Origin of the sequence: Bacillus sp. GB_SG_008, from assembly GCF_052038115.1 — a bacterium.
GTDB lineage: Bacteria > Bacillota > Bacilli > Bacillales > Bacillaceae_G > Bacillus_A > Bacillus_A rhizoplanae.
Genome location: NZ_JBPZSK010000001.1, coordinates 1 through 15,673 on the forward strand (window position 1 = coordinate 1; position 15,673 = coordinate 15,673).

The 15,673-nt window shown below is 37.5% G+C and carries 14 protein-coding genes and 1 riboswitch; of the genes, 8 read left to right on the forward strand and 6 right to left on the reverse strand.

What is annotated here, in order from left to right; genetic code table 11:
- The first annotated feature begins 566 nt into the window (after positions 1–566).
- Positions 567–1,472 (forward strand): DMT family transporter, encoded by a 906-nt coding sequence (locus ACTDJC_RS00005; protein ID WP_440602335.1) that lies wholly within the window; start codon positions 567–569, stop codon positions 1,470–1,472.
- A 23-nt stretch (positions 1,473–1,495) separates the two neighbouring features.
- Here the strand turns inward: ACTDJC_RS00005 and ACTDJC_RS00010 are convergent, their stop codons facing one another.
- Together ACTDJC_RS00010 and pckA are read right to left on the reverse strand one after the other, a co-directional pair.
- A complete protein-coding gene (locus ACTDJC_RS00010) occupies positions 1,496–1,717 on the reverse strand; it encodes a hypothetical protein (protein ID WP_440602336.1) in 222 nt (73 codons plus the stop codon).
- A 250-nt stretch (positions 1,718–1,967) separates the two neighbouring features.
- Positions 1,968–3,554 (reverse strand): phosphoenolpyruvate carboxykinase (ATP), encoded by a 1,587-nt coding sequence (gene pckA, locus ACTDJC_RS00015; RefSeq protein ID WP_440602337.1) that lies wholly within the window; start codon positions 3,552–3,554, stop codon positions 1,968–1,970.
- Positions 3,555–3,773: 219 nt separating this feature from the next.
- A riboswitch (SAM riboswitch) is annotated at positions 3,774–3,898 on the forward strand.
- Between the two features lie 165 nt (positions 3,899–4,063).
- On the opposite strand from pckA, the gene metK reads away from it, so the two are divergent.
- Positions 4,064–5,263: a methionine adenosyltransferase gene (gene metK, locus ACTDJC_RS00020; RefSeq protein WP_440602338.1), complete on the forward strand. Its 1,200-nt coding sequence runs from the start codon at positions 4,064–4,066 to the stop codon at positions 5,261–5,263.
- Positions 5,264–5,309: 46 nt separating this feature from the next.
- Here metK and ACTDJC_RS00025 read toward each other — a convergent pair whose 3' ends face one another.
- Entirely contained in the window at positions 5,310–5,495 is a 186-nt protein-coding gene (locus ACTDJC_RS00025; RefSeq protein ID WP_440602339.1) for a hypothetical protein, read from the reverse strand.
- A gap of 3 nt (positions 5,496–5,498) precedes the next feature.
- Positions 5,499–5,681: a hypothetical protein gene (locus ACTDJC_RS00030; RefSeq protein WP_440602340.1), complete on the reverse strand. Its 183-nt coding sequence runs from the start codon at positions 5,679–5,681 to the stop codon at positions 5,499–5,501.
- Between the two features lie 161 nt (positions 5,682–5,842).
- On the opposite strand from ACTDJC_RS00030, the gene ACTDJC_RS00035 reads away from it, so the two are divergent.
- The 3 genes from ACTDJC_RS00035 to ACTDJC_RS00045 are packed head-to-tail and all read left to right on the forward strand — an operon-like array spanning position 5,843 to position 7,606.
- On the forward strand, positions 5,843–6,352 hold the full coding sequence (locus ACTDJC_RS00035; protein WP_440602341.1) for a MogA/MoaB family molybdenum cofactor biosynthesis protein: 510 nt from the start codon (positions 5,843–5,845) through the stop codon (positions 6,350–6,352).
- Complete coding sequence (mobA, locus tag ACTDJC_RS00040) at positions 6,349–6,939, forward strand: molybdenum cofactor guanylyltransferase (protein WP_440602342.1); 591 nt, start codon at positions 6,349–6,351, stop codon at positions 6,937–6,939. Before ACTDJC_RS00035 ends, mobA begins: the two co-directional genes overlap by 4 nt.
- A gap of 22 nt (positions 6,940–6,961) precedes the next feature.
- Positions 6,962–7,606: an NUDIX hydrolase gene (locus ACTDJC_RS00045; RefSeq protein ID WP_440602343.1), complete on the forward strand. Its 645-nt coding sequence runs from the start codon at positions 6,962–6,964 to the stop codon at positions 7,604–7,606.
- 70 nt (positions 7,607–7,676) lie between these two features.
- Here the strand turns inward: ACTDJC_RS00045 and ACTDJC_RS00050 are convergent, their stop codons facing one another.
- Complete coding sequence (locus ACTDJC_RS00050) at positions 7,677–8,210, reverse strand: N-acetyltransferase family protein (protein ID WP_440602344.1); 534 nt, start codon at positions 8,208–8,210, stop codon at positions 7,677–7,679.
- A 192-nt stretch (positions 8,211–8,402) separates the two neighbouring features.
- Entirely contained in the window at positions 8,403–8,828 is a 426-nt protein-coding gene (locus tag ACTDJC_RS00055; RefSeq protein WP_440602345.1) for a hypothetical protein, read from the reverse strand.
- A 383-nt stretch (positions 8,829–9,211) separates the two neighbouring features.
- On the opposite strand from ACTDJC_RS00055, the gene ACTDJC_RS00060 reads away from it, so the two are divergent.
- From ACTDJC_RS00060 to ACTDJC_RS00070, 3 genes are all read left to right on the forward strand, one after another.
- A complete protein-coding gene (locus ACTDJC_RS00060; protein ID WP_440602346.1) occupies positions 9,212–11,071 on the forward strand; it encodes a GAF domain-containing sensor histidine kinase in 1,860 nt (619 codons plus the stop codon).
- Positions 11,046–11,684: a response regulator gene (locus tag ACTDJC_RS00065; RefSeq protein WP_440602347.1), complete on the forward strand. Its 639-nt coding sequence runs from the start codon at positions 11,046–11,048 to the stop codon at positions 11,682–11,684. Before ACTDJC_RS00060 ends, ACTDJC_RS00065 begins: the two co-directional genes overlap by 26 nt.
- Before the next feature lie 206 nt (positions 11,685–11,890).
- Entirely contained in the window at positions 11,891–15,439 is a 3,549-nt protein-coding gene (locus ACTDJC_RS00070; protein WP_440602348.1) for a S8 family serine peptidase, read from the forward strand.
- Positions 15,440–15,673: the final 234 nt, after the last annotated feature.

Below are 15,673 nucleotides of genomic sequence, written 5' to 3' on the forward strand. Positions count from 1 at the left end.
GTGAAACAGCTCGCTAGTGTGTTAACTCCACTGACGTTAATCGTCCGTTAGGTCGAAACGTTAGAAACCCCCACTTCCAGCTTTGCTAAGTGGGGGAGTATTCATCTAACGATATAAGCCCGTACGTATTAAGGAATTTCTTGCTCTTGAATAATTGTCTCGGTTTCGGTTGAGGAATCACCGTTTCCAAAGAGGTAGAAAGAAAGGCCTCCAAGAACAACGAGAAATAAAAAGAGTATAATAAGTAATGGTTCTTCGCTTCCTATGCTGTCGCTGGGATAGTAGATTTTCTATCTTTTCGAGTTGTTGTTCTACATGTTCTAGTCGTTTGTCTGTACTCATATATATTCCCCCTTTCGTATGATAAAACCTTATGCATACCTTGAGGATTGTTATTCCATCTGCCCTAGTGTTTTTTCTGTGTTCATACATATTCTTCCTTTATTATGTATGCAAAACCTTATGCATATAGAAAGGATAAGTAGGATGTTTGAAGGAAAGAAGGAATTTTAACATGTTTCTTGAAATTTAATGAGGTAAAGGATTAGACATAGTGGGGGAAATGTATGAAAAGATGGGGAATTGAATTACTGCTTTTCTGTGTCGTTATCATATGGGGAATCAATTATACAATCGGAAAATACGGTCTTGTAGAATTAACAGCAATCCAATTTACAGCAATGCGCATGGTTACTGCTGCACCGCTGTTATTATTGTTGGCGTTTTACATAGAAAAATCGCTTTATATTGCATGGAAAGATGTTGTCAGGCTTATTTTCGTTAGTATGGTGGGGATCACGCTGTATCAAACGCTGTTCATGGAGACGATTCAACATACGTCTGCAACTAATGCGTCACTATTAATTTCGATTTCTCCCATTTTTACAACGATGTTTGCCGTATTCTTGAAAGAAGAACAGCTTTCAGCACGTAAACTCATTGGATCGGTCATTGCGTGTATAGGAGCAGCACTTGTATTACTTGCGGGGCATTCACTTGTGGACTCTTTTTATGGCAATGCAATTGGACTCATTACTTCGATTTGCTGGGGATTGTATCCTGTCTTAGCAGGGCCGCTTATGAAGAGATATTCAGCCCTGCGCGTAACGGCCTGGTCAGCAGCAATTGGTGCAGTACCGCTTGTAGTATTAAGCGGTTGGCGAATTGTTCAGCTGCCTTTTGAGATTCAGCACGGCAGTACATGGTTTTCGTTATTATATTCGATTTTTTTCGTTACTGTATTTGGGCTTGTTATGTGGTACGTTGGGATTCAAAAAATTGGTGCATCTCATACGATGGTGTATATGTACGTTACACCGTTTGTAGCAGTTTTATTTGCGGCAATATGGGCGAGAGAGCAGCTATCTTTACAACAAATGATAGGTGGAATTGTTATTTTTGTTGGTTTGTGGCTTGTAAAATCTAAAAAAGCTAATCAAACATTACTCGTAAAAGAAAATATATCAAAATAAGAAAGCAGATCAAATCTGCTTTCTTATTTTTTTATTTTAGGTAAGAAAATAAGATACAAAATAGCTGTAATAAATGGAATCCAGTTGAGAAAAGGTAAGCGGAAAAAGCTAATAAGAATCATACCTGTGAGAAGAACGCTGAGGACCGCATAAAAAATACTATGCTTAGGTGTGTACCAATATAATGTTAAGCCAACAAGAGCTGGGATAACAAAATGAATAAGAGCGATTAAAAAGAAGAGCAATGGAAGTCCCTCCTTTACCGTGTACTTATATATTATATCCATATTTTGTAAGGTTGATAGCTGATTTTTTAGAAATCGTCAAAAATGTTTGCAAATAGGAAAGAGGCTTACGAAATGAATCGTAGGCCTCTTTTATATGTAAGCATGTGCTATCACAAGAAAACGTGGGCTTTGTCGGTGAGTACTTGTTTTCTTGCAATAACAACATACTTATTCACATGATTTAGGATATTTCAAAGTAAAGTCGGGTTTAAGCGATTGGACCGCCAAGTTTTACAATTGTTTCAGAAACGTTATCAAATTTCTTGAAGTTTTCTTTAAACTTATTCGCAAGCTCAGTTGCTTTTGCTTTGTAAGCTTCTTTATCAGTCCATGTTTGTTCTGGCATTAATACTTCATCAGGTACACCAGGAACATGAAGTGGTACTTCAAGACCAAAGATATCATGTTTCGCTGTTTCAGCGCTATCTAACTCGCCGTTTAATGCAGCTTGCACCATTGCGCGTGTATGACCTAAGTTCATACGTTTTCCAACACCGTATTCGCCGCCAGTCCAGCCAGTGTTCACTAAGAATACTTTAGCATCGTGCTTCTCGACTTTTTCTCCAAGCATTTCTGCATAGCGAGATGCATCAAGCGGTAAGAATGGAGAACCGAAGCATGTTGAGAATGTTGCTTGCGGTGAAGTAATACCGCGCTCAGTTCCTGCTAATTTACTCGTGTAACCACTTAAGAAATGGTACATAGCTTGCTCTTTCGTTAATTTGCTGATTGGAGGCAATACGCCAAATGCATCAGCAGTTAAGAAAATGATTGTATTTGGATGACCTGCAACGCTAGGTAATACGATGTTATCAATTGCATCAATTGGATAAGCTGCACGTGTATTTTCTGTTAATGCAGTGTCATCATAATTTGCAATGCGTGTATGATCATCAAGCACAACGTTTTCTAAAACAGAGCCGAATTTAATCGCATCAAAGATTTGTGGCTCTTTCTCGCGAGATAAGTTCACACATTTTGCATAGCAACCGCCTTCAATATTGAATACGCCGTTATCAGACCAACCATGCTCGTCATCACCAATTAATTTGCGGTTTGGATCAGCAGATAATGTTGTTTTACCTGTTCCAGATAAACCGAAGAATAAAGCAACATCGCCTTCTTCACCTACGTTTGCAGAGCAGTGCATAGAAAAAATATCTTGTTCTGGAAGTAAGTAGTTCATGATAGAGAAGATTGATTTTTTCATTTCACCAGCGTATTCTGTACCGCCGATTAACACGATACGCTTTTCAAATGAAACGATAATAAATGTTTCTGAGTTCGTGCCGTCGATTTCTGGATCTGCTTTAAAGTTTGGTGCAGATACAATTGTGAACTGTGAATCATGATTTTTTAATTCTTCCTCAGTTGGACGAATGAATAATTGATGTGCGAATAAGTTATGCCATGCATATTCATTAATAACTTGAAGAGGAAGACGATAGTTGCGGTCTGCTCCTGCAAATCCTTTGAATACGAATAGTTCTTCTTTTTCTTTTAAGTATTCTAATACTTTTGTATATAATTTATTAAAATGCTCTTCAGAAATCGGTTGGTTTACCGAACCCCAAGCGATTTTATCCGTAACAGATGCTTCGTCTACAATAAATTTATCTTTCGGAGAACGTCCTGTATATTTTCCTGTTGAAACAGAAACAGCGCCAGTAGAAGTTAATCGTCCTTCTTTTCTCATTAATACTTTTTCAGTTAATTGTGGAACGCTCAATTGAACCTGTGCATTGCTTCCGTTTAATAACTCATGTAATCCAATTTGGACATTCACAGTACTCATATTTATTTACCATCCTTTGTTTGATTTATGAATATTCCTCGTAATTCCCACTAAAAGTATAACACAATGATATAAATAATGTATACTATTTATTTATTTTTGTTTGTGTTATTATATTATTTTTTTCCATAAATTTCTGCCGTTAAAAACTTATAGGAATATGTGTATATGGATTGACAAATGAAAAGCATTTCTTTAGTATAGTTGAGGACGGATACTCTCTTATCCCGAGCTGGCGGAGGGACAGGCCCGATGAAGCCCGGCAACCTCACTTGTATGTACGACAAGCGCAAGTGAATAGGTGCTTAAACCTGTGCGAGATGTAATGTCTCGAGCGATAAGAGCGAAGGGCAAAAAGCAGTATGCAAGTAGCGAATACAACCTTTCCTCTATATATAGGAAAGGTTTTTCTTTTGCGCTTGTGGGAGAATACATGAATGTCGCAGTTTGTGGCAAATTAAGGATGAGTTCCGTACAATATATACATTTACTGTCGGGAGGTTTACCACATGACAAAAAAACGTCATCTGTTCACATCTGAGTCTGTAACTGAAGGACATCCAGATAAAATTAGTGACCAAATTTCTGATTCAATTTTAGATGCAATCTTAGCAAAAGATGCAAACGCACGTGTAGCTTGTGAAACAACAGTAACAACTGGTTTAGTATTGGTAGCGGGAGAAATTACGACTTCTACTTATGTAGATATTCCAAAAATCGTTCGTGAAACAATTAAAGGAATTGGTTATACTCGTGCAAAATACGGTTTCGATTCAGAAACTTGTGCAGTTTTAACATCTATCGATGAGCAGTCTGCTGACATCGCAATGGGTGTTGACAAAGCGTTAGAAGCACGCGAAGGTCAAATGACTGACGAAGAGATCGAAGCAATCGGTGCAGGCGACCAAGGTTTAATGTTTGGTTTCGCATGTAATGAAACAAAAGAATTAATGCCACTTCCAATCTCTCTTGCTCATAAATTAGCTCGTCGTTTAACTGAAGTTCGTAAAGATGATACATTACCATACTTACGTCCAGACGGTAAAACACAAGTAACAGTTGAGTATGATGAAAACGGTAAACCAGTTCGCGTTGATACAATTGTAATCTCTACGCAACATCACCCAGAGATTTCTTGGGAACAAATCGATCGCAACTTAAAAGAATTCGTAATTAAACCAGTTGTACCAGCTGAATTAATCGATGAAGAAACAAAATTCTTCATTAACCCAACTGGCCGCTTCGTTATCGGTGGACCACAAGGGGATGCTGGTTTAACAGGTCGTAAAATTATCGTAGATACTTACGGTGGATACGCTCGTCACGGCGGCGGTGCATTCTCTGGTAAGGATGCAACAAAAGTTGACCGTTCTGCAGCATACGCAGCTCGTTACGTTGCGAAAAACATCGTAGCAGCAGGTCTTGCTGACAAAGCAGAAGTACAACTTGCATACGCAATCGGCGTAGCGAAACCAGTATCTATCTCTGTTGATACATTCGGCACTGGAAAAGTATCTGAAGAAGTATTAGTAGAACTAATTCGCAGCAACTTCGATCTTCGTCCAGCTGGTATCATCAAAATGTTAGACTTACGTCGCCCAATTTACAAACAAACAGCAGCATACGGCCACTTCGGACGTACTGATGTAGATCTTTCTTGGGAGCGTACAGACAAAGCTGAAGCTTTAAAAGAGCAAGCTGGTCTATAATATAGGAAGAAAAAAGCTTTGCGCACACGCGCAAGGCTTTTTTTATTTAATTACTTTCCTGTTTTTCTAACTTTCCAACGCAGGAAGTACAATACACTTCTCCGCCCAGCTCAATATATTTCTGAATATTTGTTATACCGCTTGGCGGATATTGCATGTAAATCCAAGAACGTTCGTGTACCGCAATTTCCTTTCCGCATGATGTACACGCGGTTGATTTTTTACCGAACATCAATTATTGCCCCCTCTGTGAACGGGATTTTCCAAAGCAGTATGCACTACAAAGTAAAAAGATTGTGGCACATCCAAAACCACCGATGGCTGCGTAAGGCACAGCGTCTTTTAGTACCATGCCGGCGCTAATGGAAGCGACGAAAAGTAAAATAAATAAGGTCGTTAATTTTTTCATTGTATCCATATTCATTTCCTCCCTTTTGAAAATCCCTATATTTCTATTATAAGGAAAAATACGGAAGCGAGATGTTTTTTCTATAAAAATGTGTGACAGGCCGCACATTTTTTTGTTGCTGCATCATATATGATAAAATTTAGATAGTTCAGAAGAAGGAGCGAATGACAATGAGCGTCACAGAACATAAAAAACAAGCACCGGCACAGGTTCGTTGTAAAATCATAACGATTTCGGATACACGTACAGAAGAAACAGATAAAAGCGGCCAGTTATTAAAAGAGTTATTAATAGAAGCAAATCATCAAGTAACAGCTTATGAAATTGTGAAAGATGATAAAGAAAGCATTCAGCAAGCTGTGTTAACAGGCTGCCAACAAGAAGATGTAGATGTTGTGTTAACAAACGGCGGTACAGGAATTACAAAACGTGATGTTACAATCGAAGCAGTTGAAGCGTTGCTTGATAAAGAAATTGTAGGCTTTGGAGAACTATTTCGGATGATTAGCTATTTAGAAGATATCGGAAGCGCGGCGATGTTAAGCAGGGCAATTGGCGGGACAATTGGACGGAAAGTTGTCTTTTCTATGCCAGGATCAACAGGTGCGGTTCGCCTTGCGATGAAGAAATTAATTTTACCAGAGCTTGGACACATTACATTTGAGTTGCATCGCCAGTGAAAATTGCAGGAATTGTATTAGCCGGCGGACAGTCCAGTCGTTTTGGAGAACCGAAAGCATTAGTAACTTGGTGCGGAAAAACATTTATTGAACATAGTATAGAAGCATTGAAAGAAGTTGTTACAGACATTGTTGTGATTAGCCATCCAGCGATTACAAATGAGCTCTCGCATATACTGCATGTACCAGTTGTAGAAGATATTGCGCTGTATAAAGGAAACGGTCCGCTTGCCGGTTTAGTAACAGGCATGGAATTTGTAGATGCAGATTGGTATATTGTTGCACCGTGTGACACACCAAATATTTCGAAAGCATGGGCGATGACATTCATCGAACGAGCAGACGAAACATATGAAGCAATTGTTCCACTAGTTGAAGGACGGAAGCAACCACTTTTAGCGCTATATCATCACAAGGTAAAAGAAAAAATAGAACAGTTATTAAAGGAAGGTAAGAGAAGTATGCAAGGGCTATTATCTCAGTGTAATGTCCAGTATGTGACAGCGGAAGAATCGCAGCTGTCGAAAGAGTTATTTCTTAATGTGAATACAAAAGAAGAATATAGCCAATTACAGAATAGGAAGTGAATGGGGAAGGGGAGAAGCTATCATGGAGAACGAATTACTGAAAATATTTGATAACCATAGAAATCCAATTGGGGTAGCAACTCGCGAAGAAGTACATAAACTTGGGCATTGGCATGAGACGTTTCATTGCTGGTTTATAAGTAGAGAAAACGGAGTAGATTATATTCATTTTCAAATTCGTAGTGAGACAAAAAAGGACTATCCGAATCTGTTAGACATTACAGCTGCTGGACATATTTTGGCACATGAAACAGTATATGATGGAATCCGAGAGGTGAAGGAAGAAGTAGGAATCGATGTCTCGTTTGATGAACTCGTGTCATTAGGTATTATCGATGATTGTGGTGCAATAGATGATTTTATTGATAAAGAATTAGCTCACGTTTTTTTATATGAAAATAAAAAACCAATGGATGAATATAAGCTGCAAATAGAAGAAGTATCAGGCATTGTTAAAGCTGAATTTAACAGTTTTTCTGAACTTTGGTTAGGAGAAATGGATGAAATTACAGTGGAAGGATTCGAAATGAATGAAGCTGGGGAAAAAGTTTTAATCCATAAGACCGTAGATAAAAGTAAATTTGTTCAGCATGAACATTCGTATTATGAGAGCATTATAAGGTTGATGAGAGAGAATATGAAATCGTTAGGGAGTACTGAAGCGTAAAGCGAATGACCAAATAATTTTTGTATGGATAGGAGGTTTTTTGTTAACCTCCTGCCCGTGTTTATAGTAGTTAAATCATCAAGCCCATAATAAGAGTATTATAATAAACACCATTTATATACGTATCTTGTTGTAATAATCCTTCTTCTTTAAAGCCAACTTTCTTATATAATTCTATTGCTTTAGCATTATCTTCTCTCGTTACGAGATGTATTCTCTTCGTAGTCCCATTTAATTTTGCCCACTCGATAAGCTCGTCCATCAGTATTCTACCTAAACCGAATCCGCAGTGCTCTTCCGCAATTACGATTCCTAGTGTTCCTACATGTTTCGTTCTAGCTTTTGGGCTAGAGGTAATGGATGCGATGCTTATGATTTCATCATCCATTGTTGCCAGTAAGATGATGGAACTATTATCTGCTCCAGTAGATTCTATGAATTTTTCATAATCATGTAAAGACATACTGAACTCATTTTTCCCGAATGAAAGAAAATCAGTTTCGCCGCCGACTACATTATAAAAATCAATCATAGATTGAGCGTCTTCTTGTAAAGCTTCTCTTATAATTACTTCTTTTCCGTTTCTTAAACGTATGTTTTTCATATCTCTCAACTTCTTTCGAATTAGTTACATTAATCATAATATTAATTTGAAAAATTTAATAGCTGTAATTGAGTCTCGGAAATAATTATGAAGCTTGTTTTGGGATGCTATAAAATTCCTTAAGTTTTATAGGAAATATAAAAAGAAGAGGACTCCTCCTCTTCTTTTTAAATAGTTGGTCTGTTATTCACGTTAAGACATACACATAAAGTTTCTAATTTGTGAATATCGATAGCTTACTTTTCGGCGGCGTCCTCCTTGCCAAATATATCCGACTACCCCGTTTTGTCTAACTTCAGTTGGATAAAACCAAAAATCTCTTCCAAAAGGTCCTGGTGTTCTTAAACCAATAAATCCCCATCTCCCTAAACAATTACACATCGCTGATCGTATTTGAAACGTTTGTATAGGAGAAGAAAATGCTGCTGGTGCTGCTGGTGCTTGTGCCGGTGGTGGGGTTGTTGGAGCATCTTCAGCATCGTCGGGACGATAGACATCATCGTCGATTTCCCTTGTATCCTCGGATGGTTGATAACTCGGATGTTGATAACCTGGATGTTGATAATACTGCTGTTGATTATAATTTACATACGGAAAGTACGTTGGCTGGTTATTCATGAAAAAATCACCTCATTTTTTTTAATGCGCACTTAAAATATGAGTATGTTGTGTGATTCTTATATGAAGCTTATTTATAGCCCAATTTATTCTTAGCAGTACGAATTATATGAACAAAATAGATTTTTTTTAGTGGTAAAGAAACAATTATGAAGTTGATTCCTATACATCTTTAGTTCTATATGATTAGAATAGAATATATTTACAATTATAACATTTGGTGGATGGTGAAGGGGGGGATTCCATTTTATACTAATAGTGTGCCGCCCTTCCTAAGAGACAGCGCACGCCCGGTGATTGGCTAATGGGAACATTCTCATTTTGCCAGTGCCGGTTTTTTGTTAGATAATGATAATAATAGATTTTTTGAGGGAGGGATCATTTTGAAAAAGATAGATTTTACTTCTATGAGAGAACAAGTAGCTAGTTTTTATATTTATTCTATTTCTTTTCTTGGTTTGATTGCTGTTATCATTTCTTTATTTTTAAGTAAAATGCCTTCTCATCTTATACTGCTTTTGTTATTAATTATGTTTATGGGGATTACTGAGTATTTTCCTATCCGTATTTGGAGAGGGGGAATCACACTCAGTCTTACGCTCATTTATACAATGAATTGGCAGTTTGGGATACATATAACTGTTATTTCTTGTGTATGTGCGATGTTATGTATCCATTTGCTTCGCCGCTTACCTATGCAAAGGACAGTATTTAATTGTGCACAGCTTGCTCTTAGTATCGTATTAGCAGAATGGCTTTCCAGTGAATGTTTCTCTCTTTTTATTTCTGGGATGAATCTCTCAGTTTTATATGAAAAATTCATAAGCTTGTTTTTATTTAGCGTGTTTCTTTGCCTTTTTAACAGTCTGTTTTACGATCTTTTAATCATACTTCTTCCTCAGCCATATCCGCTAGAAGAGTGGCGTAAAAAAAATATATTAGTACTCTTGAGTGTGAGTATCTGTTTATTTTATTCCTCACTTATACATATTTTAGATTACCGATATCGCGGAGTGATGGATGAAATTATGGTTTTGTTCTTCTTTTTTCCGCTTGTGGCAATCTGTATCATCAGCTCTTTCGTTAGGCAAATACGGGTGGAAAAAGAACGCTTATATAAGCTTTTTTCTATTACGACGGAATTAAGTCGTGGGTTATCTGCCGGAAACTTACAGCAGATGAAACAATCACTGAAAGGATTCCTAGGAATACAGGCATATGTTTTATGGGCAAAAGATGAGGGAACCTGGACACTTTTACTAAAGGATGGGGAAGTTCGTTCTGATATTTCGAATTATTCTGATGTTCATGCGAAGTTTGAAGAAATATCCGAAACGATTGTTGTTACTGATTGGAAAACAGGTATGGCTCCAGGAGATGAAGTGTTTGAAAATGCTATGCGCTCTCTTGTATATTTACCTCTTAAAGTAAATCATGAATTAGTTGGAATGTTTGTGGCAGGGAAAAGCAGAAGTGCAAGTTTTATTACCGAAGATGTACAGACTTTAGCTACGTTTGCCAATCAATTGGGCAGCTTACTTAAAACACGGACACTCGTCTCTGAACAGGAAAAACGAACGATTTTAGAAGAAAGAAATCGAATTGCCCGTGAAATTCATGATGGAATTGCACAAGCATTGGCAGGGGTGATATTCCAAATGGAGTCAGCTCAGAAAAAGTACGCAGATCGACCAAAGGACATGCAGCAAGTGGTAGATACAAGCATAAAAAAATTACGGAAGAGTTTAAGTGAAGTTCGTTATTCTATTTATGCCTTAAAGCCATATCCAACACAAAGGCTAGGGCTAAAACAAGCAATTACAAATAAAATTCAATCCTTAAAAAAAGAATATGATCTAGCCATTACATATCATGAAAGAGGCCGTTCTCGAAAACTTAGTTTTACGAAAGAACGAGTCATCTTTGATACTTTGCAGGAAAGCTTGCAGAACACCGTAAAGCATGCGAAGGCAGACAAAGTTGACATTTTACTAAGTTATCAAAGGGAACATGTACTTTTGAAGGTAAAGGATAATGGAATTGGCTTTTCCCTTTTTGAATCTATGATTAAAGCAAAGCATGAGCCGCATTATGGTATATTACATATGAATGAACAGGCTGAACAGCTAGGGGCTGCCCTTCAGATTGATAGTTCAGCAGGAAAAGGTACAGAAATTACATTGTTAATTCCAGATTCAGAGATGGGGGAGGAGTATCATGATTCGAATATTAGTAGTGGATGATCATACTGTTTTGCGTGATGGAATTCGAAGTATATTGGAGCTCGAATCTGATATGCGAGTAGTTGGAGAAGCTGTTTCCGGGGATGAGGTATTAAAGAAAGTGGAAGAATGCCAACCTGATTGTATCTTAATGGATATCAATTTACCAGGGAAAAATGGTATCGAGGCTACATCACTCGTGAAAGATCAGTATCCGAACTGCCGTATTCTCGTATTAACGATGTATGAACATGATGAATACTTGATGTCTGCTCTTCGGGCAGGTGCAGATGGCTACTTATTAAAGGATTCATCATCCGAGGAAGTGGTGGCGGCAATCCGGATGGTATTACAAGGAGATTCTGTGATTCACCCGCGCATGACTAAAAAGTTGATTACATACCATCAGCAAACGAAATCAGAATCAAATGAAAATGAACTGACAGAGCGTGAAAAAGAAATACTGTTTGAATTGGTCAAAGGTCTTAGCAATAAAGAGATTGCTGAAGCCCTATATATCAGTGATAAAACAGTTAAAATTCACATTAATAAGATTTTCAAAAAACTAAATGTGAAAAGCCGTTCACAAGCAGTCATATATGCCGTTCGAAATCAGCTTGTTCCGTTTTCTTGAATAGACGCGCTTAAAAGAACTGTTCTGCGCCTTACTATACTTAAATAGTAAGGTGCGGAATAGTTCTTTTGTTTTATTTTGGTTTAGAACCAATGGCTATAAAATTACTTCTTCTGTATAATTTCCAGAAAAATCAAAATTTTAGATAATAAGGACAGAAGCATAGTTTACTAGTAGATTAAGAATCTAAAAAAGGAGATATGTTAATGAAAAAAAGAAAAATGAAGGCATTTAAAGTAATGGCCACAGCAGCTATAACATCATTATTCTTTTCATCACTTACAGTTTTTGCAGAAGGTGATGTTACGCCTGCTGAGTCGCAAATGGTTGAAGAAATTGTGGAACAAAGAGGACAATTATTTTTTGATAAGGATAAGATCGAAACAGGTCAAGATGATTCACTATATAAAGACGTTAAAAAAGAAGGTTTGGCTACAGCATATAAACCAAATGATACTGTTCGCTTAATTGTAGAAGTTGAACAACCAACAGAAATTGAGCAAACAGCCAAAAGCAAAAAAGCTTTATATAAACAAAAGCAAGACAAAGTAATCGAACAAATCTCAAAAGAAAAAAATTCTAAATCAAATGCTTCTATTAAAGTGAAGCATCGTTTTTTCGAAGGGTTTAACGGATTCAGTGTAGAAACAGAGTTTCAAAATATTAAAGATATCAAGTCTATTCCAGGGGTTATGAATGTCCATGTTGCTAGAACATACCAGGAAACGATGGGAGCAAGTAAAGAATTAGTACAAGCTCAAAAAGTATGGGAACAATATGGTTATAAAGGTGAAGGATTAGTAGTAGCGGTCGTAGACTCCGGGATTGATTATACGCACAAAGATATGAAACTATCTGACACAGCCAAAGCGAAAGAAAAATGGACTCAAGATAAAGTTAATCAAAAATTTGTTGAGACAGATGTAAACGAAATTTGGTATTCCGATAAAATTCCAACAGGATATGATTGGGCAGACAATGATACCAATGTCATTCCGGGAACAAAAGGCAGCCCGCATGGTACACACGTGGCTGGTACAATTGGAGCAAATGGCGATGAAACGAATGGCGGTGTCGAGGGTATTGCACCAGGTGTTCAACTATTAGCTGAGAAGGTATTTTCTGATAATGGCGGTGGTGCCTATGAGGATGATATTATAGCGGGTATCGAGCATGCCATTACATTGGATGCAGATGTAATAAACATGAGCTTAGGTGCCGATGCAGGCTATGTAGATGAAGAATTTGATCCGATCCAAAAAGCAATTCGAGTTGCGACAGAACAAGGCACCCTTGTTGTAGTGGCAGCTGGTAATTCAGCCTACAGTACGAAAAATAATATCATTCCCTCTTCATTAAGACCATATGCAGAAAATCCTGATATTGGAACAGTTGGTGCACCGGGTGTAAGTCCATATGCGTTATCGGTTGCTTCCTATGAAAATACTAAACTTCATTTAAATGCATTAGCAGATGCAAGTGGTTTTTCGGTGCCGTTCAAAGATCAAACGCAATTTCCAGCATCGTATAATTTTAAAGTCTCTAAGGTTCTTTCACCAGATGTACCTTATGATTTGGTATATGTTGGGGAAGGAAAGAATGCATCAGATTATCCTAAAGGAAAAACTGACTATATTGCAGTAGTTAAACTATTAAATGTATATAGCGATTATTCATCCGCTCAATGGGCAGCTAAGAGAGCTGGAGCAAAGGCAGTTATTATGATACCGCCTACTGTTTTGCCAGATTATCCTACTCTAAAATTAAGTCCAACTGCAGCACCAACGGCCACAACAAGTAAAGCTGCAGGTGAAGCATTACTGAGCAAAATGAATAGTCTGCCAAGCGGTCAATATTTAAGTATGAAATTCGCAGGCGGTGCTTTCGTTGATAACCCAGCAAAAGATAGTATGTCTAGTTTTTCATCGATGGGTACTCCACATACATTAGATTTTAAACCAGAAATTTCTGCCCCTGGTGGAAATATTTATTCTACTATACCAGGTAATGATTATGAAATGATGAGTGGTACATCCATGGCAGCACCTCATGTTGCAGGCGGTTCAGCATTGTTATTGCAGGCCCTTTATCAAAAAGGATTAACCCATTCAGAAGATACAGTTTTAAAAGCAAAACTTGCTTTAATGAATACAGCTAATATTGCCATGGATCCAAGGACCGATGGAGAAGTTCCATATTCACCACGTGTACAAGGGTCAGGTCTAATGCAAATTCAAAATGCCATTAATACACCAGTCATTGTGACAAATAGAAATGCGCCTTTAGAACAAGCGGGAGCGGTTGCTTTAAAGGAAATAGGTCAAAATACAAGTTTCAAATTAAACATGGAAGCATTCGACGCTCCTAAAGGTAAAAATAGTAGTGATGATATTGAATATAAAGTTTATGTAGATGTATTAAAAGATAAGACGGAAATGAAGGAATTTGATTTAGATAGTGATGGGCACTTGGATTTAAAAGAGTATTTAACATTAACTAGTGAACGTATTAATGGTGCGACAGTCACTGTCAATGATAATACAGTTACAGAAACAGAAGGAGCATTAGTTAAAATCAAACCAGGTCAAACAAAAATGCTGACTGTTAATGTAACTTTACCAGATTCCTTAAAGAAAAATAGTTTTGTAGAAGGATTTGTTCGTCTCGTTCCGGTTGCTAAAGACCAGGATAAAGCAGTTCCTTTAACTGTTCCATATATGGGCTTCTATGGGAACTGGGATGAACCACGAAATATCGACGCACCTGCATGGGAGAAGGATGCGTTTGTAGGATATACGGCCCTTTGGGATGAGAATTCAGAAAGATATCCATTAGGATATAACCCATATACTGGAAGGTTTAGTCCTAACCATATTGCATTCTCGAAAAACTATATACTCGATGGTATCTATCCGTCATTCCAAGCCTTACGTAATTTAGACAAAGTTGAAATGTATATTGAAGATCAATCTGGAAATCTCATTAAAAATTTAGGCGACTTTAGTGAATATACTGGTACTCCATGGAAATTTAGAAAAAATATAATGTCATATGGGGATACAAAGTATGACGGATATAAATGGGATATGAAAGACTCATCCGGACAATATGTGCCTGATGGTGTTTATCAATATGTTATCAAAACAACATTAGATTATCCAAACGCAAAGCCACAGATTGTTAAAATGCCAATTACGGTAGATTCCATCGCTCCGACCGTTTCAGATATTACAGTAACGCCAAAGAACGGAAAATATGAAATTTCCTTCAATCCGCAAGACAATGCAAGTGACTTTAATTCTGCTGTTGTATGGGTGAATGGACAACATTATTCATTAGGTCTTGAGCAAAAATCTTTCTTAGTCAATACAGAACCGAAAAGTATTATTATTCTAGCCATTGATTATGCAGGAAATCAATCGTACAAAGTTTGGGGAGATCCGAGCTATATTAAATATACTATGGCTGTTCAAACGATCCATATAACTCCGACTGCAAATATTAACAAAAGCAAACCTGCAAATATTAGTGCCTGGGCTTATGCTAGAGTAGACTGGACGATTAATGTTAAAGATGCAAGCGGAAAGATAGTCGATTCGTTTGAAGTGAAAAATGAACATACACTGAAAACACAATGGGTACCTAATGCGGATCTTCCAAATGGAACGTATACGATCTCAGCTGATGTGGCTACAAAAGACGGTTTTAAAGTTACAACAGAACCTAAGCAAGTCACGGTTCGTCAACAATCATAGAGAAAACTCGCCGATTGGCGAGCCCCTAAGAGCGAGGACAGAGGTGTAGTTACGATAGGAAAGGTATATACTTTCCTATCGGCGAATAAAGTGAAACTTCCATCAGTGGTGGGCTTCATCCCCCACTAATGGAAAGCTCACCCAATCGAGTTATCCTCAACCTATCTTCTTCGTTTTCTCTAAATCTAGAGGGGGATCTTACTGTCCGTGAATAGCGGGATAAACTCGCTAACA